This window comes from Nonomuraea corallina, from assembly GCF_027620315.1.
Taxonomy (GTDB): Bacteria; Actinomycetota; Actinomycetes; order Streptosporangiales; family Streptosporangiaceae; genus Nonomuraea; species Nonomuraea corallina.
In genome coordinates this window covers 1-24,324 of the sequence record NZ_JAPNNL010000035.1, presented here as the reverse complement: position 1 = coordinate 24,324, position 24,324 = coordinate 1, and the positions used below count along the sequence as shown (strand labels likewise).

At 72.1% G+C, this 24,324-nt stretch carries 25 protein-coding genes and 1 pseudogene; 8 read left to right on the top strand and 18 right to left on the bottom strand.

Annotated features, from left to right (window positions below):
• Positions 1 to 73: 73 nt before the first annotated feature.
• The 14 genes from metK to pyrR form a co-directional block, all read right to left on the bottom strand.
• Positions 74 to 1,261: a methionine adenosyltransferase gene (metK, locus tag OUY22_RS11890; RefSeq protein WP_270154930.1), complete on the bottom strand. Its 1,188-nt coding sequence runs from the start codon at positions 1,259 to 1,261 to the stop codon at positions 74 to 76.
• 212 nt (positions 1,262 to 1,473) lie between these two features.
• The gene (locus OUY22_RS11885; RefSeq protein ID WP_270154929.1) at positions 1,474 to 1,773 is read right to left on the bottom strand and encodes a hypothetical protein; all 300 of its coding nucleotides are present in this window, start codon (positions 1,771 to 1,773) and stop codon (positions 1,474 to 1,476) included.
• 238 nt (positions 1,774 to 2,011) lie between these two features.
• Complete coding sequence (coaBC, locus tag OUY22_RS11880; RefSeq protein WP_270154928.1) at positions 2,012 to 3,208, bottom strand: bifunctional phosphopantothenoylcysteine decarboxylase/phosphopantothenate--cysteine ligase CoaBC; 1,197 nt, start codon at positions 3,206 to 3,208, stop codon at positions 2,012 to 2,014.
• Between the two features lie 7 nt (positions 3,209 to 3,215).
• On the bottom strand, positions 3,216 to 3,485 hold the full coding sequence (gene rpoZ / locus OUY22_RS11875; RefSeq protein WP_270154927.1) for a DNA-directed RNA polymerase subunit omega: 270 nt from the start codon (positions 3,483 to 3,485) through the stop codon (positions 3,216 to 3,218).
• Between the two features lie 5 nt (positions 3,486 to 3,490).
• Complete coding sequence (gene gmk / locus OUY22_RS11870) at positions 3,491 to 4,063, bottom strand: guanylate kinase (protein WP_270154950.1); 573 nt, start codon at positions 4,061 to 4,063, stop codon at positions 3,491 to 3,493.
• 137 nt (positions 4,064 to 4,200) lie between these two features.
• Positions 4,201 to 4,524 carry an integration host factor, actinobacterial type gene (gene mihF / locus OUY22_RS11865; RefSeq protein WP_270154926.1) on the bottom strand — a complete coding sequence of 108 codons (324 nt, stop codon included), beginning with the start codon at positions 4,522 to 4,524 and terminating at the stop codon, positions 4,201 to 4,203.
• A gap of 496 nt (positions 4,525 to 5,020) precedes the next feature.
• A complete protein-coding gene (gene pyrF, locus OUY22_RS11860) occupies positions 5,021 to 5,719 on the bottom strand; it encodes an orotidine-5'-phosphate decarboxylase (RefSeq protein ID WP_270154925.1) in 699 nt (232 codons plus the stop codon).
• Positions 5,716 to 6,693: a dihydroorotate dehydrogenase gene (locus OUY22_RS11855; RefSeq protein ID WP_270154949.1), complete on the bottom strand. Its 978-nt coding sequence runs from the start codon at positions 6,691 to 6,693 to the stop codon at positions 5,716 to 5,718. The genes pyrF and OUY22_RS11855 overlap by 4 nt, the downstream gene beginning before the upstream one ends.
• Positions 6,694 to 6,705: 12 nt before the next feature.
• Entirely contained in the window at positions 6,706 to 7,572 is an 867-nt protein-coding gene (locus OUY22_RS11850) for a dihydroorotate dehydrogenase electron transfer subunit (RefSeq protein ID WP_408638147.1), read from the bottom strand.
• 21 nt (positions 7,573 to 7,593) lie between these two features.
• Positions 7,594 to 10,881, bottom strand: coding sequence for a carbamoyl-phosphate synthase large subunit (gene carB / locus OUY22_RS11845; RefSeq protein ID WP_270154923.1), 3,288 nt, complete (start codon positions 10,879 to 10,881; stop codon positions 7,594 to 7,596).
• Positions 10,868 to 11,962: a glutamine-hydrolyzing carbamoyl-phosphate synthase small subunit gene (gene carA / locus OUY22_RS11840; protein WP_270154922.1), complete on the bottom strand. Its 1,095-nt coding sequence runs from the start codon at positions 11,960 to 11,962 to the stop codon at positions 10,868 to 10,870. The genes carB and carA overlap by 14 nt, the downstream gene beginning before the upstream one ends.
• Before the next feature lie 287 nt (positions 11,963 to 12,249).
• Positions 12,250 to 13,539, bottom strand: a complete 1,290-nt coding sequence (locus OUY22_RS11835; protein WP_270154921.1) for a dihydroorotase — start codon at positions 13,537 to 13,539, stop codon at positions 12,250 to 12,252.
• 67 nt (positions 13,540 to 13,606) lie between these two features.
• Positions 13,607 to 14,524, bottom strand: a complete 918-nt coding sequence (locus OUY22_RS11830) for an aspartate carbamoyltransferase catalytic subunit (protein ID WP_270154920.1) — start codon at positions 14,522 to 14,524, stop codon at positions 13,607 to 13,609.
• Positions 14,521 to 15,066 carry a bifunctional pyr operon transcriptional regulator/uracil phosphoribosyltransferase PyrR gene (gene pyrR / locus OUY22_RS11825; protein ID WP_270154919.1) on the bottom strand — a complete coding sequence of 182 codons (546 nt, stop codon included), beginning with the start codon at positions 15,064 to 15,066 and terminating at the stop codon, positions 14,521 to 14,523. Before pyrR ends, OUY22_RS11830 begins: the two co-directional genes overlap by 4 nt.
• 258 nt (positions 15,067 to 15,324) lie before the next feature.
• On the opposite strand from pyrR, the gene arcC reads away from it, so the two are divergent.
• The 4 genes from arcC (at position 15,325) to bldD (ending at position 19,373) form a co-directional block, all read left to right on the top strand.
• Entirely contained in the window at positions 15,325 to 16,260 is a 936-nt protein-coding gene (arcC, locus tag OUY22_RS11820) for a carbamate kinase (RefSeq protein WP_270154917.1), read from the top strand.
• A gap of 10 nt (positions 16,261 to 16,270) precedes the next feature.
• Positions 16,271 to 17,692, top strand: coding sequence for an amino acid permease (locus OUY22_RS11815; protein WP_270154916.1), 1,422 nt, complete (start codon positions 16,271 to 16,273; stop codon positions 17,690 to 17,692).
• Positions 17,693 to 18,559, top strand: a complete 867-nt coding sequence (locus tag OUY22_RS11810) for a universal stress protein (protein WP_270154915.1) — start codon at positions 17,693 to 17,695, stop codon at positions 18,557 to 18,559. It abuts the gene before it with no gap.
• A 319-nt stretch (positions 18,560 to 18,878) separates the two neighbouring features.
• A complete protein-coding gene (gene bldD, locus OUY22_RS11805) occupies positions 18,879 to 19,373 on the top strand; it encodes a transcriptional regulator BldD (protein ID WP_270154914.1) in 495 nt (164 codons plus the stop codon).
• A gap of 534 nt (positions 19,374 to 19,907) precedes the next feature.
• Here bldD and OUY22_RS11800 read toward each other — a convergent pair.
• A complete protein-coding gene (locus OUY22_RS11800; RefSeq protein WP_270154913.1) occupies positions 19,908 to 20,354 on the bottom strand; it encodes an SAV_6107 family HEPN domain-containing protein in 447 nt (148 codons plus the stop codon).
• A 432-nt stretch (positions 20,355 to 20,786) separates the two neighbouring features.
• On the opposite strand from OUY22_RS11800, the gene OUY22_RS11795 reads away from it, so the two are divergent.
• The 3 genes from OUY22_RS11795 (at position 20,787) to OUY22_RS11785 (ending at position 21,734) form a co-directional block, all read left to right on the top strand.
• Positions 20,787 to 21,170: an SdpI family protein gene (locus tag OUY22_RS11795; RefSeq protein WP_270154912.1), complete on the top strand. Its 384-nt coding sequence runs from the start codon at positions 20,787 to 20,789 to the stop codon at positions 21,168 to 21,170.
• A gap of 218 nt (positions 21,171 to 21,388) precedes the next feature.
• A complete protein-coding gene (locus tag OUY22_RS11790; RefSeq protein WP_270154911.1) occupies positions 21,389 to 21,523 on the top strand; it encodes a hypothetical protein in 135 nt (44 codons plus the stop codon).
• On the top strand, positions 21,513 to 21,734 hold the full coding sequence (locus OUY22_RS11785) for a hypothetical protein (protein ID WP_270154910.1): 222 nt from the start codon (positions 21,513 to 21,515) through the stop codon (positions 21,732 to 21,734). Before OUY22_RS11790 ends, OUY22_RS11785 begins: the two co-directional genes overlap by 11 nt.
• Here OUY22_RS11785 and OUY22_RS11780 read toward each other — a convergent pair.
• Both OUY22_RS11780 and OUY22_RS11775 read right to left on the bottom strand, forming a co-directional pair.
• The gene (locus OUY22_RS11780) at positions 21,727 to 21,918 is read right to left on the bottom strand and encodes a ferredoxin (protein WP_270154909.1); all 192 of its coding nucleotides are present in this window, start codon (positions 21,916 to 21,918) and stop codon (positions 21,727 to 21,729) included. The genes OUY22_RS11785 and OUY22_RS11780 overlap by 8 nt on opposite strands.
• Before the next feature lie 10 nt (positions 21,919 to 21,928).
• Positions 21,929 to 23,128: a cytochrome P450 gene (locus OUY22_RS11775; RefSeq protein ID WP_270154908.1), complete on the bottom strand. Its 1,200-nt coding sequence runs from the start codon at positions 23,126 to 23,128 to the stop codon at positions 21,929 to 21,931.
• Positions 23,129 to 23,205: 77 nt separating this feature from the next.
• Here OUY22_RS11775 and OUY22_RS11770 point away from each other — a divergent pair, with 77 nt between their 5' ends.
• Positions 23,206 to 23,379 (top strand): hypothetical protein, encoded by a 174-nt coding sequence (locus OUY22_RS11770; RefSeq protein ID WP_270154907.1) that lies wholly within the window; start codon positions 23,206 to 23,208, stop codon positions 23,377 to 23,379.
• Here OUY22_RS11770 and OUY22_RS11765 read toward each other — a convergent pair.
• Positions 23,362 to 24,324 (bottom strand): annotated as a pseudogene (locus tag OUY22_RS11765) (hypothetical protein); the annotation flags it as partial. The gene OUY22_RS11770 and the pseudogene OUY22_RS11765 overlap by 18 nt on opposite strands.

Here is a 24,324-nt window from a genome sequence, read left to right as displayed (position 1 = left end):
ACGGCCCTCCGGGACGCGACGTATGCGGAACGGCCCCGCGAAGTGCACCGCTCTTCGCGGGGACGCCCCAGGGTCAGAGGCCCGCGGCCGTGCGGAGGGACTCGGCGCGGTCGGTGGACTCCCAGGAGAAGCCCTCGCGGCCGAAGTGACCGTAGGCGGCGGTCTCGGAGTAGATCGGCCGCAGCAGGTCGAGATCGCGGATGATCGCCGCCGGACGCAGGTCGAACTCGTTGAGCACGGCCGCCTGGATCTTCTCCACCGGCAGCTTCTCGGTGCCGAAGCACTCGACGAACAGGCCGACCGGCTGGGCCTTGCCGATCGCGTACGCGACCTGGACCTCGCAGCGGTCGGCGAGCCCGGCGGCCACGACGTTCTTGGCGACCCAGCGCATGGCGTAGGCGGCCGAGCGGTCGACCTTGGACGGGTCCTTGCCGGAGAACGCGCCGCCGCCGTGGCGGGCCATGCCGCCGTAGGTGTCGATGATGATCTTACGGCCGGTGAGGCCGGCGTCGCCCATCGGGCCGCCGATCTCGAAGCGGCCGGTGGGGTTGACCAGCAGGCGGTAGCCGTCGGTGTCGATCTCGACCCCCTTGAGCACGACGTCGACGACGTGCTCCTTGATGTCGGGGGTCAGCATCTCCTTGAGGTCGATCTCGGCGGCGTGCTGCGTGGAGACCACCACGGTGTCGAGCCGGACGGGCCGGTCGCCGTCGTACTCGATCGTGACCTGGGTCTTGCCGTCGGGGCGGAGGTAGGGCACGACGCCGGACTTGCGGACCTCGGACAGCCGCTGGGCCAGACGGTGGGCGAGCGTGATGGGCAGCGGCATCAGCTCGGGGGTCTCCCGGCAGGCGTAGCCGAACATCAGGCCCTGGTCGCCCGCGCCCTGGCGGTCGAGCTCGTCGACGTCGCCCTCGACGCGGTGCTCGTAGGCGTCGTCGACGCCCTGGGCGATGTCGGGCGACTGCGCCCCGATGGACACCGACACGCCGCAGGAGGCGCCGTCGAAGCCCTTGTAGGAGGCGTCGTAACCGATCTCCAGGATCTTCTCCCGGATGACGCCCGGGATGTCGACGTAGGTCTCGGTCGTCACCTCGCCCGCGACGTGGACCTGGCCGGTGGTGATCATCGTCTCGACGGCGACCCGGCTCTTGGGGTCGTCCTTGAGCATGGCGTCCAGGATCGCGTCACTGATCTGGTCGGCGATCTTGTCCGGATGGCCCTCGGTGACCGACTCGGAGGTGAACAGGCGACGTGACAACTCAGTGGCTCCTCATGCAGCGGCTGCTGACGGATGTAGGGCTCCCGGCGAGTTGGCACGCCAGAGCCTCGCCGAAGTCTAGCCCTACCCGGCGCCCCGCCGCGAAACCCGTCCACGATCCGTACGCGTCGTCGTGTCGCTCCCGGAATCGCCCACCGGGCGTCGTTCGCGCGGAACGGCCGATCCGGCGGTCACCGCGCCGGAGCGGCGGCTCACAGGTGGGGCAGCGGATCCGGCGGGAGCGTCTCGGGCGCGAACACCTCGGCGTCGGCGGCGGCGACCACGGCGGCGTACTCGTCGTCGAACTCGAAGGTCAGGTCCCCCAGTTCGATGACCGGGCCGGGAGCCAGCGTGATCGGTCCGAGCCGCGTGTCGCGCGGGTACATCGCGTACACCGAGACCGGACGGTCGCCGCGGAACATCCGGGTGGACAGCACCGCCACGGCCAGGTCGGTCACCACGATCAGGAAGTTGGCCGAGCCGCCCGGCCCGACGGACAATGCGGGAAACACATAGCGGATCGCACCTTTGTGTCCCAGAACCGTCCTGCAGCGGTCTCTGACAGCAGAATTCACCGGCATGCCGCCCCCCTTCGCCCCAGTATCAGCAGGCATTCCGGAAAGCTGCAACAGGTCGTCCGGTAATCAATCTAGTCTTTTCTTCTCGTACGCCCCGAAAAGGCGAACGAGCATCTCCCACAGGGACAGGGGATACGAAAAGCGCCAAATGGCGAAAAACCGGATGAACCCCTCAGAGTAGGCGGGGAGCGACGGCGTCCCAGACCGCGTCGGCGACGTCGTCCTTGGGACCGCGCGGGACCTCGATCGGATCACCGCCGGCGACCAGGATGGTGGCCGCGTTGTCGGAGGTGCCGAAGGCGAGATTCGCGCCCACCTGGTTGACGACGAGCAGGTCGCACCCCTTGCGGGCGAGCTTGGCCTGGCCGTTGGCCAGCACGTCGTGGGTCTCCGCGGCGAACCCGACGAGCACCCCGGGCGAACCGTCGCCCCGCTCCTTGCGGCGGACGCCGAGCTCGGCCAGGATGTCGGGGTTCTTGGCCAGGTGGATGGCCGCGGGCTCGCCGTCCGTCTTCTTGATCTTGGCTTCGTGGCGCTCGGCGGGCCGGAAGTCGGCGACCGCGGCGGCCATCACCACCACGTCCGCGCCGCCCTCCGCGGCGAGCATCGCCTCCCGGAGCTCCGCGGCGGACTCGACCCGCACGACCGCGGCGCCCGCCGGGTCGGGCAGCGCCACGTTGGCGGCCACCAGCGTCACCTCGGCGCCCCGGGCGGCCGCGGTGCGCGCGAGCGCGTAACCCTGCAGGCCGGAGGAGCGGTTGCCGATGTAACGGACCGGGTCGATGGCCTCGCGGGTGCCGCCCGCGGACACGACGACGCGGCGGCCGGCCAGGTCGCGCGGGCGGCCGCGCAGCACGCGCAGGCACACCTGGAAGATCTCGGCCGGGTCGGGCAGGCGGCCGGGGCCGGTGTCGGCGCCGGTGAGCCGGCCCACGGCGGGGTCGATCACGACGGAACCGCGCTCGCGCAGGGTGGCGACGTTGGCGCGGGTGGCCGGGTGCTGCCACATCTCGGTGTGCATCGCGGGCGCGAACACCACCGGGCAGCGCGCGGTCAGCAAAGTGTTGGTGAGCAGGTCTCCGGCCAGCCCGTGAGCCGCCTTGGCCAGCACGTCGGCGGTGGCCGGGGCGACCACGACGAGGTCGGCCGCCTGACCGATGCGCACGTGGGGCACCTCGTGGACCGACTCCCACACGTCGGTGGTCACCGGGTTGCCCGACAGCGCGGCCCAGGTGGGCTCGCCGACGAAGCGCAGCGCGTCACGGGTGGGAACGACCCGCACCTCGTGGCCGGACTCGGTGAACAGGCGCAGCAGCTCGCACGCCTTGTAGGCGGCGATGCCGCCGCTGACGCCCAGGACGACCTTCATCGAACGGTCAGGCCGCGCCTTCGATGGGCTCGGAGCTGAGCAGGCCCTCGGAGACCTCGCGCAGCGCGATGGACAGCGGCTTCTCCTGCGCGTGGGTCTCGACCAGCGGCCCGACGTATTCGAGCAGGCCCTCGCCGAGCTGCGAGTAGTAGGCGTTGATCTGACGGGCCCGCTTGGCGCCCATGATCACCAGGGAGTACTTGCTGTCGACGATGTCGAGCAGCGCGTCGATCGGCGGGTTGGTGATGCCCTCAGCGACCGGGGCAATTCCTGCCACGATTGTCAGACCTCTCGGTTGGTGGTTGCGGTGACCCCCTGAGGGTCAGTCATCAAGGCTATCAGCCGGTGGCACACGTGTTTGACATCCGTGTTCACCAGGGTGAGGTCGAACTCCTTCTCGGCCGCCATCTCGATCCGTCCGGCCTCCAGCCGGCGGGTGATCACGTCCTCGGGTTCGGTGCCCCGGCCGCGCAACCGCTTCTCCAGCTCCGCCCAGGTGGGCGGGGCCAGGAAGACGAGCAGCGCCTCCGGCATGCTGCGCCGCACCTGCCTGGCGCCTTCGAGGTCGATCTCCAGCAGGGTCGGCACGCCGACCGCCAGCTTGTCGAGCACGGCCTGGCGCGGCGTGCCGTAGCGGTTGCCCGCGAACTCCGCCCACTCCAGCAGCTCGCCCCGCTCCACGAGCCGGTCGAACTCCTCGCCGTCGACGAAGTAGTAGTGGACCCCGTTCACCTCGCCGGGCCGGGGCCGCCTGGTGGTCACCGAGACCGACAGCCACACCTCGGGGTGTGCCCGCCGGAGCTCGGCGACGACCGTGGACTTGCCGACGCCCGACGGCCCGGACAGGACCGTCAGCCGCCTCTCGTTCGAGGGGAGGAAGTCGCCGACTCCGTCGTCCGTGCCGGCCTTCTCATGAGCCGTCACACCGCCGGACCAGGACCTGTCGGTCACTTCCTACCCCCCGTCGAACCTGCGCGTCGTATGGAACGAGATTAGCTCTCGTTGCCACCGAACTCGCGCTCGAGGGAGGCCCTCTGGTTCGCGCCGAGACCCCGCACGCGGCGGGACTCGGCGATGGCGAGCCGCTCCATGAGCTGCTTGGCGCGGACCTTGCCCACGCCGGGGAGCGATTCCAACAGTGCCGACACCTTCATCTTGCCGATGACGTCGTCGGTCTGCCCATCCTTGAGCACCTCAGCCAGAGAAACCGCGCCACGCTTGAGCCGGTTCTTGACCTCGGCACGCTCTTTACGGGCCTTTGCAGCCTTCTCCAGGGCTGCGGCGCGCTGCTCAGGGGTCAGGGGAGGAAGAGCCACGCCGGGTCACCTCGAATTTCTGTCGATGTACTCGGACGGGAGAGGAAACTAGCTGGTCATCGCCCCCTAAGCAACGCAAAGAGCGGTTTCTCTCGCCACAAAATCCACTTCATCACTTTGGGTGATCGTAAAATTACCCAGAGCTGATCAAATCGCCCTCACTTCCCTGTTTTCAACCGCGCCCCCGGCGGCGGCGAAGGACGCTACGATGATCACGTACGGGCATGCGGGGCGTGTCCGAAAGCGGGGCTGACCTGTGTCCGAAACCCGGGCGGCGCCGTGCCCGGACGGCGACGGGCGCGGCTCTCCACGGCATGGACGATCAAGGATCGCGGCGCCGCCACGCCATGCCCTCCCACGCCCCTCACCCGCCGTCACGGCGCCCCGTTGTGGAGTCACGTGTCAAGACCCCGCCCCACCGCCGCCAGGCGAGAACGCACCCGCGAACCACTCGGCTTGGGAACGTGGGACCCGCGAGCCACGGGCAAGGCCCGGGTCAGGCGTGGCTGGTGCGGCGGAGGGAGGCGGCGATGGCGGCGGCGGTGGCGCCCGGGTCGGGCGAACCGGTGATGGGCCGGCCGATCACCAGCAGGTCGGCCCCGTCGGCGAGAGCCTGCTCGGGCGTGGCCACCCGGGCCTGGTCCTGGAGGGCGGCGCCGGCGGGCCGGACGCCGGGCGTGATGAGCGTGATGCCGTCCCCCACCTCGGCGCGGACCGCGCCCACCTCGTGCGGCGAGCACACCAGCGCGGTGGCGCCCGCCGCCACGGAGAGCGCGGCCAGGCGCCGGACCGCGTCCGGCGCGGGCCCGATCAGGCCGATGCGGCCCAGGTCGTCCTCGGCGAGTGAGGTGAGCACGGTGACGGCGGCGATCTGGGTGTGCGGGGCCGCCTCCACCGCCGCCCTGATCATGGCGGGGCCGCCCGCGGCGTGCACGGTCAGGATGGACGGCCGCAGCCGGGCGACGGCCTTGGCGGCGCCGGAGACGGTGTTGGGGATGTCGTGCAGCTTGAGGTCGAGGAAGACCTTGACGCCGCTGGCCCCGCGCACGGAGGCGATCACGTCGGGCCCGTAGCGCAGGTAGAGCTCCAGGCCCACCTTGACCGTGCTGACGTGCGGGGTCACCAGGCCGGCCCACCGGGCGGCGGTGTCCAGGTCGGGGGCGTCCAGGGCGACGGCGATCGGTGCGGGAGTCAAGACGTGCTCTCCTCGGTGTCGACGAGCAGGTGCCGGGCGGCGCTGCCCGGCGGGCGGTGGGCCAGGCCGACCGCGTCGGCCAGCCGTTGGAAGCCGCGCGCCTGCAGCAGCTCTTCGAGCTCGCGCTCGATGCGCAGGCACGCGTACGGGTCGTGGAACAGCGCCGTGCCGACCCCGACCGCGCAAGCGCCGGCCAGGATGAGCTGGAAGGCGTCCTTGCCGGTCATGACGCCGCCGACGCCGACGAGCGGCACCCCGGGCAGCGCGGCGTGGACCTGCCAGACGCAGCGGACGGCGAGCGGCAGGATGGCGGGGCCGGACAGCCCGCCGGTGACGGCGGCCAGCGACGGCCGGAGCGTCTCGGTGTCGATGGCCATCCCGAGCGGGTTGTTGATCATGGTCAGGGCGTCGGCGCCCGCGTCGACGCAGGCGCGGGCGACGGCCACGATGTCGGCCACGTCCGGGGCCAGCTTGGCGACGACGGGGACGTCGTAGCGCATGATGGACCGGACCGAGGCGATCACCTCGGCGGCGCTGCCGCCCTCACGGGCGAAGACGCGGCCGCGGTCCTCCATGTTCGGGCAGGACAGGTTGACCTCCAGCGCCGTCACCCCGGGCGCGTCGGCGAGCCTGCGGGCCAGCTCGGAGTACTCGGCGACGGAGCCGCCGCCGATGGACACGATGGTCTTGATGCCGCGCTGGGCCAGCCAGGGCAGCTCACGCTCCAGGAAGACGTCGATGCCCGGCCCTTGCAGGCCGACGGCGTTGAGCATGCCGGAGGGCGTCTCGGCCATGCGGGGCGTGGGCCGGCCGGCGCGCGGCGCCATGGTGACCGAGCGCGTGGTGAGGGCGCCCAGCCGGTGCAGGTCGAAGAACTGGGCCAGCTCGCGCCCCGAGGCGGCGCAGCCGGCCGCCGTGCAGACCGGGTTGGCCAGCTCCACGTGGGCGAGGAAGGTGCGCATGTCGACGGGCATCGCGCTCACCCGCTATCCGGCATGGCGGGCACCGCCTCCCGGGGCGCCGAGCGCGTCGAACGGGATCGTTCCGACGTCCTCGAAGCGCACCCGCTCGCCGCGGAACACCGGCCCCTCGGCGCAGGCGCGGACCATTCTGGTGGCGCCGTCGTCGCCGATCACCGGCAGCACGCACGTCATGCAGACGCCGATGCCGCACGCCATCGACTCCTCGACCGCCACCTGGACGGGGATGTCGAACTCCATCGCCACGGCGGTGACGGCGCGCAGCGACTCCATCGGCCCGCAGGCGTAGACGGCGTCGGCGCGGGTGTCGGCGATCACCGACGGGAGCGCGTCGGTGACCCGGCCGCGCAGCCCCAGCGAGCCGTCCTCGGTGGTGAGCGTGGTGGTCTCGGCCATGCGCCGGGCCCGCATGGCGCCGAACACCCGGTCGGCGCCGGCCGCGCCGAGCACGAAGTCGACCCGGCAGCCGCGTTCGAGCAGCTTGTCGGCCAGCGGGAACAGCACGGCGGAGCCGTACTCGGAGCCGACCAGCACGCAGTGGACCGGGTCGCGCGGCAGCGGGAAGGGCCGCCCGAGCGGCCCGACCAGGTCCAGCGTGTCGCGGGCGCGGCGCTCGGCCAGCCACGCGGTGCCGGGGCCGCGCACGGTGAAGACCAGCTCGACCGTGCCGCCGTAGTCGGCCTTGACGTCGTGGACGGTCAGGGCGCGCCGCGTCACCATGGACGTGTGCGCGCCTCCGACCGCTACGGAGACGAAGTGGCCGGGACGGTGACGCTCGGCGATGCCGGGCGCCACCACGGTCAGCGCATGGTAGGCGTCGACCCGGCGCGTCGTCAGCACCGTGCCTGTCACCTGCACCGGAGTGCCGGCCAGTCTCCTTCACCTCCCGAGGGGTCAGCCCCGTAGTGCCTGAGCGTGCTCCTGGAGGGACCGTACGCCCACATCGCCGCGCACGATGGCCTGGATGCCGGCCGCGGCGGCGGCGAGCCCCGCGACCGTGGTGATGCACGGGATGCCGCGCAGCACCGCGGCGGTGCGGATCTCGTAGCCGTCGAGGCGCGACCCCGCCTGGCCGGGGCTGTCGAACGGGGTGTTGACGATCAGGTCGATCTCCCCGTCGAGGATGGCCTGCACGCTGGTGGGCTCACCTCCTGGACCGCTCCCCTCGCTGTGCTTGCGCACGATCTTGGCATGGACGCCGTTGCGCCGCAGCACCTCGGCGGTGCCCTCGGTGGCGAGGATCTCGAAGCCCAGGTCGGCCAGCGCCTTCACAGGGAAGATCATGGCACGCTTGTCCCTGTTGGCCACGGATACGAACGCGCGTCCCTTGGTCGGAAGTTCGCCGTAGGCGGCGGCCTGGGACTTGGCGAAGGCGATGCCGAAGAACGCGTCGATGCCCATGACCTCGCCGGTGGAGCGCATCTCGGGCCCGAGCACGATGTCGACGCCGCGGAACCGGTTGAACGGCAGCACCGCCTCCTTGACCGCGATCGAGGCGTCCAGCGGGAGGGTGCCGCCGTCGCCCTCGGCCGGGAGCATGCCCTCGGCGCGCAGTTCGCGCAGCGTGGCGCCGAGCATGACACGGGCGGCGGCCTTGGCCAGCGGCACGGCCGTCGCCTTCGACACGAACGGGACGGTCCGGCTGGCGCGCGGGTTGGCCTCCAGCACGTACAGCACCCCGGCGGAGATCGCGTACTGGACGTTGAGCAGGCCCCGCACGCCGACGCCGCGGGCGATGGCCTCGGTCGCGGCGCGGATGCGCTTGATGTCGGCGCCGCCGAGGGTGATCGGCGGCAGCGCGCACGCCGAGTCGCCGGAGTGGATGCCGGCCTCCTCGATGTGCTCCATGACGCCGCCCAGGTAGAGCTCCTCGCCGTCGTAGAGGGCGTCGACGTCGATCTCGACGGCCTCGTCCAGGAACTTGTCGACGAGCACCGGGTGCCCGCCCTCCTGGGCGGACATGTAGCGGGTGAGCGTGTCGTCGTCGTACACGATGGCCATGCCGGCGCCGCCGAGCACGTACGAGGGACGCACGAGCACCGGGTAGCCGATCTCGCCCGCGACGTCGAGGGCCTCGGCGACGGTGGTCGCGGTGCCGTGCCGGGGCGCGGGCAGCCCGGCCTCGGCCAGCACCCGCCCGAACGCGCCGCGCTCCTCCGCCAGGTGGATGGACTCGGGCGAGGTGCCGACGACGGGCACGCCGGCGTCCTTGAGCGCCTGCGCCAGGCCGAGCGGCGTCTGCCCGCCGAGCTGCACGATGACGCCCACGACGGGGCCGGTCTGCTGCTCGGCGTGCACCACCTCCAGGACGTCCTCCAGGGTGAGCGGCTCGAAGTAGAGCCGGTCGGAGGTGTCGTAGTCGGTGGAGACGGTCTCGGGGTTGCAGTTGACCATGACGGTCTCGAAGCCGGCCCTGGCCAGCTCGAAGGAGGCGTGCACGCACGCGTAGTCGAACTCGATGCCCTGGCCGATGCGGTTCGGGCCGGAGCCGAGGATGATCACCTTCTGCCGGGTGCCGGTCGGGACCTCGGTCTCCTCGTCGTAGGTGGAGTAGAGGTAGGGCGTCTTCGCGGCGAACTCGGCGGCGCAGGTGTCGACGGTGTTGTAGACGGGCCGCAGGCCGAGGGCGTGCCGCAGGTCGCGGACCCGGGCCTCGTCGATGCCGCGGATCTCGCCGATCTGCACGTCGCTGAAACCGTGGCGCTTGGCCCTGGCCAGCGCGCCGGCGGTCAGCTCCTCGGCCGCGGCCAGCTCGCGCGCCTCCTCGTCGAGGAGGAAGAGCTGGTCGAGGAACCACGGGTCGACGTTGGTGGCCGCGTAGAGCTCCTCTGCGGTGGCGCCCGCCCGGATGGCCTGCTGCATGGCGCGCAGCCGGCCGTCGTGCGGGGTGCGGCACGCCTCCAGCAGTTCGTCCTTGGGCCGCACCTCCCCCGCCCAGGAGAACGACGCCCCCTTCTTCTCCAGCGACCGCAGCGCCTTCTGCAGCGCCTCGGGGAACGACCGGCCGATCGCCATGGCCTCGCCCACCGACTTCATGTGGGTGGTGAGGGTGCGGTCGGCGCCGCGGAACTTCTCGAACGCGAACCGCGGCACCTTGACCACGATGTAGTCGAGCGTGGGCTCGAAGGAGGCCGGGGTCTCCTTGGTGATGTCGTTGGGGATCTCGTCGAGCGTGTAGCCGATGGCCAGCTTCGCGGCGATCTTCGCGATCGGGAAGCCGGTGGCCTTGGAGGCCAGCGCGGAGGAGCGCGACACCCGCGGGTTCATCTCGATCACGATCATCCGGCCGGTGCGCGGGTCCACCGCGAACTGGATGTTGCAGCCGCCGGTGTCGACGCCGACCTCGCGGATCACCGCGATGGCCACGTCGCGCATGTTCTGGTACTCACGGTCGGTGAGGGTGAGCGCGGGCGCGACGGTGATGCTGTCGCCGGTGTGGACGCCCATCGGGTCGATGTTCTCGATGGAGCACACGATGACGACGTTGTCGTTCTTGTCGCGCATCACCTCCAGCTCGTACTCCTTCCAGCCGAGGATGGACTCCTCCAGGAGCACCTCGGTGGTCGGGGAGGCGTCGAGCCCGGCCCCGGCGATGCGCCGCAGGTCGCTCTCGTCGTAGGCGAACCCGGAGCCGGCGCCGCCCATGGTGAACGAGGGCCGCACGACCAGCGGGTAGCCCAGCTCGGCGGCCCCGGCCAGCACGTCGTCCATGGTGTGGCAGATGACCGAACGGGCCGACTCGGCGTTGAGCCCGTGCTCGGCGGCGACCTTGGCGACGATCTCCTTGAACCGCTCGCGGTTCTCGCCCGCCTGGATGGCGTCGAAGTCGGCGCCGATCAGCTCGACCCCGTACGTCTCCAGCACCCCCGCCTCGTGCAGCGCGACCGCGGTGTTGAGCGCGGTCTGGCCGCCGAGGGTGGGCAGCAGCGCGTCGGGCCGCTCCTTGGCGATGATCTTCTCGACGAACTCGGGGGTGATCGGCTCGACGTAGGTGGCGTCGGCGAACTCGGGGTCCGTCATGATGGTGGCCGGGTTGCTGTTGACCAGGATCACCCGGAAGCCCTCGGCCCGCAGCACCCGGCAGGCCTGGGTGCCGGAGTAGTCGAACTCGCACGCCTGCCCGATCACGATCGGCCCTGAGCCGATCACCAGCACGGACGTGATGTCCTCACGCTTCGGCACGGCTCATAACCTCGCAGAACTCGTCGAACAGGTAAGCGGCGTCGTGGGGCCCGGCCGCGGCCTCAGGGTGGTACTGGACGCTGAAGGCGCGCCCGTCGAGCAGGCGCAGGCCCTCCACGCAGCGGTCGTTGAGGTTCACGTGGCTGACCTCGGCGAGCCCGTACGGGGTCTCGAACGGGCCGTCGAGCGGCGCCTCGACGGCGAACCCGTGGTTGTGCGCGGAGATCTCCACCTTGCCGGTGCGGACGTCCTGGACCGGCTGGTTGACCCCGCGGTGGCCGTAGCGCAGCTTGTAGGTGGACAGGCCGAGCGCGCGGCCGAAGAGCTGGTTGCCGAAGCAGATGCCGAAGAACGGGATCCTCTCCTCCAGCACCCGCCGCAGCGTGGCGACGTCGGCCGTGGCCGGGTCGCCGGGGCCGTTGGAGAAGAACACCCCGTCGGGGCCGACGGCCTTGATCTCGTCGAACGTCGCCGTGGCGGGCAGCACGTGCACCTCGCAGCCGCGCTCGGCCAGCCGGCGCGGGGTCATGCCCTTGATGCCCAGGTCGACCGCCGCCACGGTGAAGCGCTTCGCGCCGACCGCCGGCACCACGTACGGCTCGGCGGTGGCGACCTCGGCGGCCAGGTCGGCGCCGGTCATGACGGGCGTCAGCCGCACCCGCTCGACCAGCTCCTCGACCGGCTGCGCCGGGCCGGAGAAGATGCCGGCCCGCATGGCGCCGCGCTCGCGCAGGTGACGGGTGAGCGCGCGGGTGCCGGGGATGGCGATGCCGACGACGCCCTGCTCCTTGAGATAGTCGTCGAGCGAGCGGGTGGCGCGCCAGTTGGACACCACCCGGGACGGCTCGCGCACCACGTAGCCGGCGACCCAGACGCGGCCCGACTCGGGGTCCTCGTCGTTGACGCCGGTGTTGCCGATGTGCGGAGCGGTCATGGCGACGATCTGGCGGTGGTAGGAGGGGTCGGTGAGCGTCTCCTGATAGCCGGTCATCCCGGTGTTGAACACCATCTCGCCGAAGGTCTCGCCTTCGGCGCCGTACGGGGTTCCGTGGAAGACTCGGCCGTCTTCGAGGACGAGCATCGCCCCCCGGGGGGCTTCGCCCCCCGAGGACCCCCCGAAAGGCGAGGAGCCGCTACGCGGCGCGAAATCTCCAACGCCGGCCAAGCCGGCGTCTCGGATGACTACGCCATCCGAGGACCCCCCGAAAGGCGCCCCCCGGGGGGCTTCGCCCCCCGAGGACCCCCCTGAAGGCGAGGAGCCGCTACGCGGCGCGAAATCTCCAACGCCGGCCAAGCCGGCGTTGGACCCCGCGGAAGGCGAGGGGCCGCTCTGGGGCGTGGGTCCGGCGACGCCGGCGGAGGTGTGGTTCACACCAGCTTCCCTTCGAGGACGGTGGGCTTGCCGCGCAGGAACGTGGCCACTACCCGTCCGGGCAGGGTCATCCCCCGGTAGGGGGTGTTGCGGCTCCTGGAGGCGAAGGAGGACGGGTCCACCGGGGCGCGGTGGGAGGGGTCGTAGAGGGTGAGGTTGGCGGGGGCGCCGGCCTCGATCGGGTTGCCGTGGCCGGCCAGGCGGCCGATGCGGGCGGGAGCGTACGACATGCGCTCGGCGACGCCGGCCCAGTCGAGCAGGCCGGTGTCGACCATGGCCCCCTGCACGACGCCGAGCGCCGTCTCCAGGCCGATCATGCCCATGGCGGCGGCCGACCACTCGCTCTCCTTGTCCTCCACCGGGTGGGGGGCGTGGTCGGTGGCGACGACGTCGATGGTGCCGTCGGCGAGGGCGGCGCGCAGCGCCTCGACGTCGGCGCGGGTGCGCAGCGGCGGATTGACCTTGTAGATGGGGTTGTAGGCGCCGACCGGCGACTCCTCCACCAGGTCGTCGGTGAGCAGCAGGTGGTGGGGGGTCACCTCGGCGGTGACGTTCCAGCCCTTGGACTTGGCCCAGCGCAGGATCTCGACCGACCCGGCGGTGGAGACGTGGCAGACGTGCAGCCGGGAGCCGACGTGGGCGGCGAGCAGGCAGTCGCGGGCGATGATCGCCTCCTCGGCGACCGCGGGCCAGCCGGTGAGGCCGAGCCTGCCGGAGACGACGCCCTCGTTCATCTGCGCGCCCTCGGTGAGCCTGGGCTCCTGGGCGTGCTGGGCGACGACGCCGTCGAACGCCTTGACGTACTCCAGGGCGCGGCGCATGAGCACCGCGTCGGAGACGCACTTGCCGTCGTCGGAGAAGACCCGGACGCGGGCGGCGGAGTCGGCCATGGCGCCCAGCTCGGCGAGCTGGCGGCCCTCCAGGCCGACGGTGACGGCGCCGACGGGCTGCACGTCGCAGTGGCCGAACTCGCGGCCGAGCCGCCAGACCTGCTCGACGACGCCGGCGGTGTCGGCGACCGGGGAGGTGTTGGCCATGGCGTGCACGGCGGTGTAGCCGCCCCGGGCGGCCGACTGGGTGCCGGTCTCGACGGTCTCGGCGTCCTCGCGGCCGGGCTCGCGCAGGTGGGTGTGCAGGTCGACGAGGCCGGGCAGGGCGATCGCGCCGCCGCCGTCGATCTCCTCGCCGGCGCCCTTCAGGCCGGGTCCGACCTCGGCGATGACGCCGTCGTGGAGGCGGAGGTCGACCGGCTCCCCGCCGAGGACCCGTACGTCACGAATGATCATCGTTCCCCCTTCGCCGGCACGATGGCCCTGGCGATGCCGTGCCCGCAGATTCGTTCGCTTCGCTGAGTCACGCCGTGTCTCCCCCGAGCAGCAGATAGAGGACGGCCATGCGGATGGTCACCCCGTTGGCGACCTGCTCGACGATGGTCGAGCGCGGGGAGTCGGCCACCTCGGCGGCGATCTCCATGCCCCGGTTCATCGGGCCGGGGTGCATCACGATGGCGTCGTCCGGCATCTTGGCGAACCGGTCGCGGTCGAGCCCGTAGCGGCGGGAGTATTCGCGCTCGCTCGGGAAGTAGGCGGCGTTCATCCGCTCCTTCTGCACCCGCAGCATCATGACCGCGTCGGACTTCGGCAGCACCGCGTCGAGGTCGTACGACACCGCGCACGGCCAGGTGTCGACCGAGACCGGCAGCAGGGTCGGCGGGGCCACCAGCGTGACCTCGGCGCCGAGGGTGTGCAGCAGCAGCACGTTGGAGCGGGCGACCCTGCTGTGGAGCACGTCGCCGACGATGGTGATCTTCCGCCCGTCGAGGGCGCCGAGGCGGCGGCGCATCGAGAAGGCGTCGAGGAGCGCCTGCGTGGGGTGCTCGTGGGTGCCGTCGCCGGCGTTGACCACGCTGCCGTGGACCCAGGTGGCCAGCCGGTGCGGGGCGCCGGAGGCGCTGTGGCGGATGACGACGGCGTCGGCGCCCATCGCCTCCAGGGTGAGGGCGGTGTCCTTGAGCGATTCGCCCTTGGAGACGCTGGACCCCTTGGCCGAAAAGTTGATCACGTCGGCCGACAGCCGCTTGGCCGCCGCCTCGAAGGAGATGCGGGTGCGGGTCGAGTCCTCGAAGAACAGGTTGACGACCGTGCGGCCGCGCAGCGTGGGCAGCTTCTTGATGGAACGTTCCGAGACTCTCGCCAGCTCCTCGGCGGTGTCCAGGATCAGCAGCGCCTCGTCCCTGGAGAGGTCGGCGGCGGAGATGAGGTGGCGCTTCACCGGGCGTCCTCCTTCATGAGGGTGACGGCGTCGCGCCCGTCGGTCTCGCGCAGGAACACCTTCACCTTCTCGCTCTTGGCGGTGGGGAGGTTCTTCCCGACGTAGTCGGCGCGGATGGGCAGCTCGCGGTGGCCGCGGTCGACCAGGATGGCGAGCTGGACGGCGGCCGGGCGGCCGAACTCGCTCAGCGCGTCGAGCGCGGCGCGGACGGTGCGGCCGGAGTAGAGGACGTCGTCGACCAGCACCACGATCTTGCCGTCGACGCCGTCGGCGGGGAGCTCGGTGCGGCCGAGCGGCCGGGCGGGGCCGCGGCGCAGGTCGTCGCGGTACATCGTGATGTCGATCGACCCCACGGGGATCTTGACCCCTTCGAACTGCTCGATGCGCTCGCCGAGCCGGTGCGCGAGGGTCACGCCGCGGGTGGGGACGCCGATGAGGACGACTTCGTCGGCGCCTTTGGTGCGCTCGAGGATCTCATGGGCGATGCGGGTCAGTGCCCGATGGATGTCCGGGCCTTCGAGGACGGCCCTGGATGCGGACATGCCGGAGTCTCACCACCTTTCCCGCCTCACGGGACGGGTCTTAAAGGGTGTTGGTCGGGACACAGAGTACCAGGCGCTACCAGCCAGAACAGGACGCACCCCGGCCCAGGTGATCCGGGGCGATCGGGGTGATTCAGGGGCGAGCCGGGGATAGAGACATGGTGACATTCCATGCGGACCCCGGCGCAGGCGTGCCCCGGCGGTGCGCCGGCCCGGCCCGCGCCGCGTGAGCCGCACGCCCGAAGGAGAGGGGATCTGATGCGGGTCATCGTCGCGCTGGGCGGCAACGCGGTCCTGCGGCGGGGGCAGCGGCCCGACGCGGCCGCGCAGATCGCCAACGTGAACGCCTCGATCAGGACGCTGGCCGGGCTGGCGGCCGAGCACGAGCTGATCATCACCCACGGGAACGGCCCGCAGGTCGGCATGCTGGCCCTGCAGAGCGCCGCGGACTCCGGCCTGAGCGGGCCCTACCCGTTCGACACCCTCGTCGCGCAGACGCAGGGCATGATCGGCTACTGGCTCCTGCAGGCGCTGCAGAACGCGCTGCCCGGCCGCCAGGTCATGGCCATGGTCACGCAGACCCTGGTGTCGGCCGTCGACCCGGCCTTCGAGGACCCGACGAAGTTCGTCGGGCAGGTGTACGAGCAGGCGGAGGCGGAGAAGCTGGCCGCCGAGCATGGCTGGACGGTCAAGCCCGACGGCGAGCGGTGGCGGCGGGTCGTGCCCTCCCCCGTCCCGCAGCGGGTCGTGGAGACCCGGCTGATCCACAAGATGGTCCGCGAGGGCATGGTGGTGATCTGCGCGGGCGGCGGCGGGGTCCCCGTCATCCGCGACCAGAACGGCCGGCTCACCGGTGTCGAGGCGGTCGTCGACAAGGATCTGACCGCGTCGGTCCTGGCCGAGGCGCTGGAGTGCGACGCGTTCCTGAGCCTCACCGACGTGCCCCGCGTGCTGCGCGACCACGGCACCCCGCGCGAGTCCGAGATCGCGCACACCACCCCGTACGAGCTGCGCACCCTGGACCTGCCCGCCGGGTCGATGGGGCCCAAGGTGGAGGCGGCCTGCCGGTTCGTCGAGCACACCGGCGACATGGCCGCGATCGGCCGGCTCGACCAGGCGGAGCGGATCCTCGCCGGCGAGGCCGGCACCATCGTGACGCCCAGCGCGCGCTGGCCGCTGACCAGCACGCTCTAGGAGATCTGTCATGGCCGGCGCACCACGTCTGTTCAGGACCAAGCCCACCGAGCGGATCGTCGCCGAGGGGGGTCACGGCGAGGGCGGCGAGCTGCGCCGCACGATGGGGCTGTGGCAGCTGACGCTCTTCAGCGTCGGCGCCACCCTCGGCACGGGCATCTTCGTCATCCTGGGCCAGGCCGTGCCCAAGGCGGGACCGGCGGTGGTGCTGTCGTTCGTGCTGGCCGCGATCACGGCGCTGTTCTCCGCGCTCTCGTACGCGGAGCTCGCCGGGACCATCCCGGTGGCCGGGTCGTCCTACTCCTACGCGTACGCGACCCTGGGCGAGCTGGTCGCCTGGGTGTGCGGGTGGTGCCTGATGCTGGAGTACGCCGTGTCGGTGGCGGCCGTGGCGGTCGGCTGGGGCGAGTACGTCAACGCGTTCCTGGAGAGCCTGGCCGGCTGGGCGCTGCCGGACGCGATCACCCGCTCGCCCGGCCAGGACGGCGGCGTGGTCAACCTCACCGCCATCCTCATCGTGCTGCTGGCCACCTGGGTGCTGCTGCGCGGGGCCTCCGAGAGCGCCTCGGCGAACGTGGTGTTCGTGGTCGTCAAGGTGGCGGTGCTGCTGTTCTTCTGCGCGGTGGCGTTCACCGGCTTCACCGCCGGCAACTTCTCGCCGTTCGCGCCGATGGGCGTGGCGGGCATCACCGCGGCGGCCTCGCAGGTGTTCTTCTCCTACATCGGCTTCGACGCGGCCTCCACGGCCGGCGAGGAGGCCAAGAACCCCCGGCGCGACCTGCCGTGGGCGATCGTGCTGTCGCTGGTCATCGTGACGACCATCTACGTGCTGGTGGCCGTGGCCGCGATCGGCGCGATGCCGTGGACCGACTTCGACCCCGAGGGCACCGAGGCGAGCCTGTCGCTCATCGCCGACCTGGCCACCGGCTCCACCTGGGCCGGGCTGATCATCTCGTTCGGCGCGGTCATCGCCATCGCGAGCGTGGTGCTCACGGTCATGTACGGGCAGACGCGCATCCTGTTCGCCATGTCCCGCGACGGGCTCGTGCCGCGCGTCTTCGAACGGGTGAGCCCCCGACGGCAGGTGCCCGCGGCCAACACGCTCATCGTCACCGCGTTCGTCTGCGTGCTCGCCGGGCTCGTCCCGCTCGGCCACCTCGCGGAGGCGACCAGCATCGGCACGCTGTTCGCGTTCGCCATCGTGAACGCGGGCGTGCTGGTGCTCCGCTACCGGCGGCCCGACCTGCCGCGCAGCTTCCGCACGCCGTTCTTCCCGGCCACGCCGGTGCTGGGCGTGGTGTTCTGCTTCCTGGTGATGGCCGGGCTGGCGGGCGTCACCTGGGCGGCGTTCGGGCTGTGGATGCTGGCCGGCCTGCTCTGCTATTTCCTGTACGGCTACCGCCACTCGCGGCTGAACGCCGAGGTGCCCTAGATGAAGATCGAGTCTGTGCTGAGCGGGTTCGTCCCGGAGCCGCGCGGCCGCGACGGGCTGACGCTGGCCGTGCTGCTGGCCCGGCAGACCGGCGCCCGGCTGGAGGTGGCGTTCGTGAAGCCGCCCGCGTGGGACACCCCCGGGCCCGCCCGGGCGGAGGCGGGCGCGTGGGCGGCCTACCTGGAGGAGCAGGCCGGGTCCACGCTCGCGCAGGCGCGCGAGCGGGTGGGCGACGACGCCGAGGTGCTGACCTACACCCACCGGGGCAGCGGGCGCGGGCTGGTGGAGCTGGCGCACAAGCGCGGCGCGGACGTGGTCGTGATCGGCTCGGCGCCGCGCGGCCGGCGCGGGCGCATCTCCGTGGGCAGCACCGCCGACCAGCTCCTGCACTCCTCCCCTGTGCCCGTGCTGCTGGCCCCGCGCGGGTACGCCGAGGACGCGCCCGGCGCGCTGACCCGCCTGACCGTCGCCTACCGCCGCGGGCGGGGCGGCGACGCGGCGGTCACGGGGGCCGCCAGGATCGCGGCCGCGCTGGACCTGCCGCTGCGGCTGGTCACCCTGGTCGTGGCGAGCCACCGGCGTCACCCGCTGGGCCGGGAGATGGTGGCGGGGATGCGCCGGCAGGCCATGGCCGACCTGACCGCCGCCGCCCGCGGGCACCGGCGCCGCCTCCAGGTGGACGTGGAGGTGATCGAGGGCAGGAACGTCGCCACGGCCATGGCGGCGGGCTCCTGGGAGCGGGGCGATCTGATCATCTGCGCCTCCAGCAACACCGCGCCGCTGCGGCGGGTGTTCCTCGGCGACACCAGCATCAAGATCGTACGAGCGGCGACCTGCCCGGTGATGATCCTGACGCGCGAACCATGACGTGATCCCTGGCCCGAAACCATGGTGGTTACTCGGCGATCTCTGACGAAGTACAGTTACTACAGGGACAAGAGGGGCTTATGAGGCGTTCCATACCGGACCGGATTCGGCATCTTTTTTCCAATCAGCTTGACCTTAGCCTTCGACCCCTTTACCGTCACTGTGCGTAACCAGCACCGCGCGGCGTTCTGGGTAATCCCAGGGCCATCGCCACCGATGGGTGCCTCACCGGCATCGGACCCCCGGTGGCGCGGGCATTCGCCGCAAGGGAGCACAATCTACTGAGAGCTATAGATACGAGGAGCCGGGGGGCCACACGATGCCGTCTGAGTACGCAAAGTCGCTGGGTGCACGACTCCGCGCGATCCGCACCCAGCAGGGCCTGTCCCTGCACGGGGTCGAGGAGAAGTCGCGCGGCAGGTGGAAGGCCGTGGTCGTGGGCTCGTACGAGCGTGGCGACCGTGCGGTCACGGTGCAGAAGCTTGCCGAGCTTGCCGACTTCTACGGGGTGCCCGTCTCCGAGCTGCTGCCCGGCGGCGCCGCGCCGAGCCCGCTCGGGCCGACGCCCAAGCTTGTGATCGACCTGGAGCGGCTGGCCGCGCTGCCGAAGGAGAAGGCGGGTGCGCTGGCCCGTTACGCCGCCACCATCCAGAGCCAGCGGGGTGACTACAACGGCAAGGTGCTGTCGATCCGCCAGGAGGACCTCCGCTCGCTGGCCGTGATCTATGACAAGTCGCCGAGTGAGCTCACCGAAGAGCTGATCAGCTGGGGCGTCCTCGACGCCGAGGCCCGCCGGGCCGTCGAGACCTTCTGACCTCGGTTCCCCGCACCGCATCGACGAGGGGCGCGCCCATGGGGGCGCGTCCCTCGCTTGCTTCTGACAGAACCCCGAAACACCCCCACATCAGACATTTCACCGGGGGCCCAAACCGCGCGGGGACTTATACCGGAAAACCGGTATTTGATAATTCAAGCAGCCCCTCACTCACCCCTGACTCGCGGGCGACACCGCCGACCTCCGGGACGGCTCGCGGGCCGGGCCCAAGCACTTATCCCGTGAGCGGCCCTGACGGCTCCGCAGGCCGGCTCCGAGCCTCTGGTCGGCTTCTCACACCTCTGCGCGGACCGGCGAGACAGGCGATCGGCGTCAGATAGGGTGCGCGGCCTGAGGCCGTGCGGGAGCGGCGGTCGGCGGTGAGAGACGCTCAACCGCCTGACGTGAAGAGCGGCGGACATCCCATCGGCGCGGTGACCGCCGCGGCGGCCGGCGCCTGGCCCCGTCACGTCTCCTCCGGTGAGATCGGGGGCGGCGGGGAGACCGGGGCGCTCGTGGGGGATGGATGGGATGTCATCCCGCCAGGGGCACGTCCACGGGCAACTGGGGCTGGGAAGGGACGCCCAGCATGCTCTCGATCGTGCAGACGAAGGTCTCGGCCTCCGCCATGATCTCATCGGCGTCCGCGGCGGTGACGCCACGGACCATGCCGGCCTCGGCGGCGGCGCGCTTGGCCGCACTGGCCGCGAAGTAGGCCGCCCACTCGGCGAGCGAGGGCTCGGCCTCGGGCAGCAGCTCCCACGCGCTGCGCAGGCGGCGCCTGCGGCCCTGCGTGGGCTGCGGACGGACGGCCAGGATCGCCGCCGCGGCGCGCAGGGCGGCCAGGTGGGCCGACACGTAGCGCGACGCCGGACTGCGAGCCGTCGCGGCCTCCGCCAGGCAGGAACGTGAATCCGTCAGGTGTGCCCGAGCCGCAGGCGACAGCCGGGGCCCGGGCGTGTCTCTGGGCCGTGGTGCCATCTTGCTCACCTCCTGAGAGTCGTGGGCGACTCCCGGCGTTTCCACCAGTAGGGCCAACGATCGCAGACCCCACCGACATTTCCGCCGGGCAGGCCGGACGAGGAGCTTCCCCTCTCCCCGTCCGGCCAGGACGCGCCCGCTCGTCTCCGCCGACGACGAGGACGCGTCCTTCGCCCTTCGGAGCCTGACCGCGGGTCGGCGCTTGGGGGAAGCGCGTGGCCCGCGACCAGGTCCTTCGACGTGAGCCGCGAGCCTCACGTCACATGGTCGAACATAATTTCGATCACGTTCGGTGTCAACCTGTTCCACGAACACAGGTTCGATGACCATGTCGCAGGCGGGCCTGGCTGGGCCTTCGCGGCCCCGGCGGTTCCCGCACCGGCGTGTCGCGCGGCGTTCCCATGATCAGCGGCCGTGGCTACGCTGGCGGGCATGGGACCGATCCTGATCAGCGCGATCCTCACCGTCCCGGTACTGCTGCTGCTCCTCATCCCCTTCCATGACGAGTCCGGCAACGTCGACGGCCGCAACGGCCTGGCAGGGTTGCGCACGCGCGAGACGCTCGCCTCTCGCGCGGCCTGGGACGCGGCGCACGCCTGGGCCAGGGCGCCGATGCGGAGGCTGGCCGGCGCCGTCGCGGGGGTGCTGGTGGTCTCGGCCGGGGCGGAGTCGGCGTTCGGGCTGGCGGAAGGCGTCCAGGTGGCGGCGGTCGTGGCACAGGCCGGGCTGCTCGTGGGCGGGCTGACGCTCATCGGGTGGCGGGCCAACCGGGTGGCCGCCCGGGTCAACCGCGAACTCGCCGGCCGGCCCGGATGACCGGCCGGGCGGACACGGCTCCGGCGCCCCCTTGCCGGCAGGCCCCGACCAGCCCCGCGCTCTCCCTTGAACGCGTCACGAACACTCTCGCGCTCTCCCGGGGGCCCCTCATGGACGCTCCCGCCCGCCCCCGCGCACCACTCACGAACACTCTCCCGCTCCCCCGCGAACCTCTCACGGACCTCCTGCACCTGGGCGGGCCGCTCACCCTGCGAGGGTTGCGGCAGAGCCTGGCGCTACTGGTGTACGACCGACGGTACGGGGTCGACACGGCGGAGTTCGCCGACCTGAGCGAGTTCGGACTCGACCACCCCGAACGGGTCTACTACTCCCCCGCCCACAGTGTTCCTTGACAACCCGTTCCGCGGGAGCGTCTTCGCCGCCGCCGTGGACCGGCTGATCGCCTCGGCCGACCGCAGCCCGCGCCCGGTCACCGTGGTCTACTTCAATCCCGTCGAGGAGGCGTACCTGCTCGGCACCGGGCGTTTCCGTCACGTGCGCACGGTGCGGCGCCGGTCGGGTGACGACGTGTTCGGCACGACCCGCGTCTACGTCCTCACGTGACCGTGAGCGCGCCCGAGGGGCACAGCGTGACGGCCCGGCGGGCCTTCTCCTCCAGTCCGGCGGGCGGGACGGGCATCAGGAGCAGGACGGTGCCGTCGTCCTCGCTCTGATCGAACACCTCGGGCAGGGTCAGGGCGCACATCCCCGCGCCGATGCACACCGTCGTGTCGGCCTCGATCCTCATGGCACCCTGCTTACCAGGTGACCGGCAGCCGGTGCACGCCGTAGACGCCCATGTCGGTCCGCAGCGGCACCTCGTCGGCCGGCACCGCCAGTCGCAGGCCGGGGAAGCGGCGCAGCAGCGCGGCGAACGCGATCCGCATCTCCGAGCGGGCGAGCTGCTGGCCCAGGCACTGGTGGATGCCGTGGCCGAAGGCGAGGTGGCCGGTCGCGGACCGGGTGAGGTCGAGCGCGTCGCCGCCGGGGAACTTCGCCGGGTCGCGGTTGATCACCGGCAGGTGCAGGGCGACGGACTCGCCCTTCCTGATCAGGTGACCGTCGACCTCGACGTCCTCCAGGGCCGCCCTGACCGGGCCGACGTGCACGATGGACAGGTGGCGGAGCAGCTCCTCGACGGCGTTGTCGATCAGCGACGGGTCGTCGCGCAGCGCGGCGAGCTGGACGGGGTCGGCGAGCAGCGCGTAGGTGCCGAGGCCGAGCATGTTGGCGGTGGTCTCGTGCCCGGCGACCAGCAGCAGGAACGCGACGCCGGCCAGCTCGTCGTCGGACAGCTCGCCGCCCTCGATGAGGCCGCTGAGCAGGTCGTCACCCGGGTGCTCGCGCTTGCGCGGGATGAGCCCGTTCAGGTAGGCGAAGACGTGGCCGATCGCCGCGAGCGCCTCGTCGGCCTTCGCCTCCAGGGACAGCATCACCTTGGTGTCGTCCTGGAAGGCCGCCCTCTCCTCGTACGGGACGCCGAGCAGCTCGCAGATGACCAGTGACGGGATGGGCAGCGCGAAGGCGTCGACCAGGTCGACCGGCGGCTCCGCGGCCTCCATCGCGTCCAGCCGGGCCTCGGTGATCTCCAGGATCCTGGCCTCCAGCCCTTTCATCCGGCGCACGGTGAACTGCCCGGTGAGCAGCCTGCGGTAGCGGGTGTGCTCGGGCGCGTCGGTGCGCAGGAAGAAGCCCGGCGGCAGCTTGAACTCCTGGCTGCGGATCTCCTCGGTGAGGCCGGCACGGGCCGCGAGGGGCGGGTGGGCCAGCTCGGGACGGTTGCTGAAACGCGAGTCGGCCAGTACCGCGCGGGCGGCCGCGTGGCCGGTGACGAGCCAGCCCTCGTGGCCGTCGGCGAACCGCATGCGGTGCACGGTGCCGCGCTCCCGGAGCCGCGCGTAGGTGTCGGGCGGGTCGAACGGGCGTTCCCGCTCGGTGCTCATCGTCAGACCGGTCATGCTCGTCCCCCTCTCCGTGGCGGCGCCCCGCGAAACCGGCGCGTACCTTCTTCGGTCACTTCGCCGGCGAGGAGGACGTGATCTTCCATGACGGGCCGGAGCGCATGCGTCGGGCCCGCGAGCTGGTCGCCGGGCGGCCCGGGGAGCCGGTGGCCGAGCTGCTGCGGGTGACGCGGGCGAGCCTGGAGGCGGCCCACCGGCGGAGCCGTGACGCTCGCCGCCAGGGGCCGGCCTCAGGAGCGCGGGCGTGATTCGCAGGAGGCGGCGCTCCAGGTGGTCCAGCCGCGGCCCTCGCCGGTGACGGACCAGCCGGCCGGAGGCGGGCCGGCGGTGCCGGGCACGACCGCCGTGCACGCGCCGGGCGGCGGCCCCTGGAGGGCGCCGTCGTAGCGCTCCAGCTCGGTCCACCAGACCTTGTGGGCGAGCGGCAGCACGATCGGCCACGGGACCCGCCGGTCCGCGGCCACCCGCCCGCCGGCCTCCGGCGCGGGCAGCCCGTCCCCTCCCGAGGGGGTCACCGGCGCCAGGTAGGCGACGAAGGCCAGGTGGATCGCCGCCAGCACGGCCGCCACCCCCATGGCTCTGCCGCGCGGCAGGCAGGCGGCGGCGGTCAGACACGCCAGGAACGCCGCGGCGACGGCCGAGGCCCCCGGCATGTCGAGGGCGTCGCGTACCCCGCTGAGGAACGACGTCTCCGGGAAGTCGAAGGCGATGAAGACGTCGCTGCGCAGCCGGTCCCCGGCGTACCAGGCGGCGATCCCGCCCGTCACCGCGGCCAGCCCCGCCGACGCGGCCGCGTACCGCAGGACGGCGGCCCGGCGGGCGCGCACCAGCGCGACCAGCCCCGCCAGCAGCCACACGACGGCCACGCACGCCAGGTAGCGCCCGTAGGCGTGGTTGCCGACCCGGTGTTCGTCCGGCAGCGCCGCCGAGGACGCGTACGCGATGCCGAGCGTGGTGGCCAGCAGCGTCGCCGCCGTCACCCGCAGCGCGAACGGCCCGCCCCGGCGCGCGGCGACCACCGCGGCCGCGGCCAGGCCGACGCCGGCCAGCCCCCACGTGCCGACAATCAGATACCAGAGCTGCCCGGCCGCGCCCGCCAGCGCCCACGCCTGCCCGTCCAGGGTGGTGAACCGCTCGACGGCCAGCCCGCTGAGGTCACGGTGCCCGCGCGGGTAGAGCGCCGCCGCCAGCGC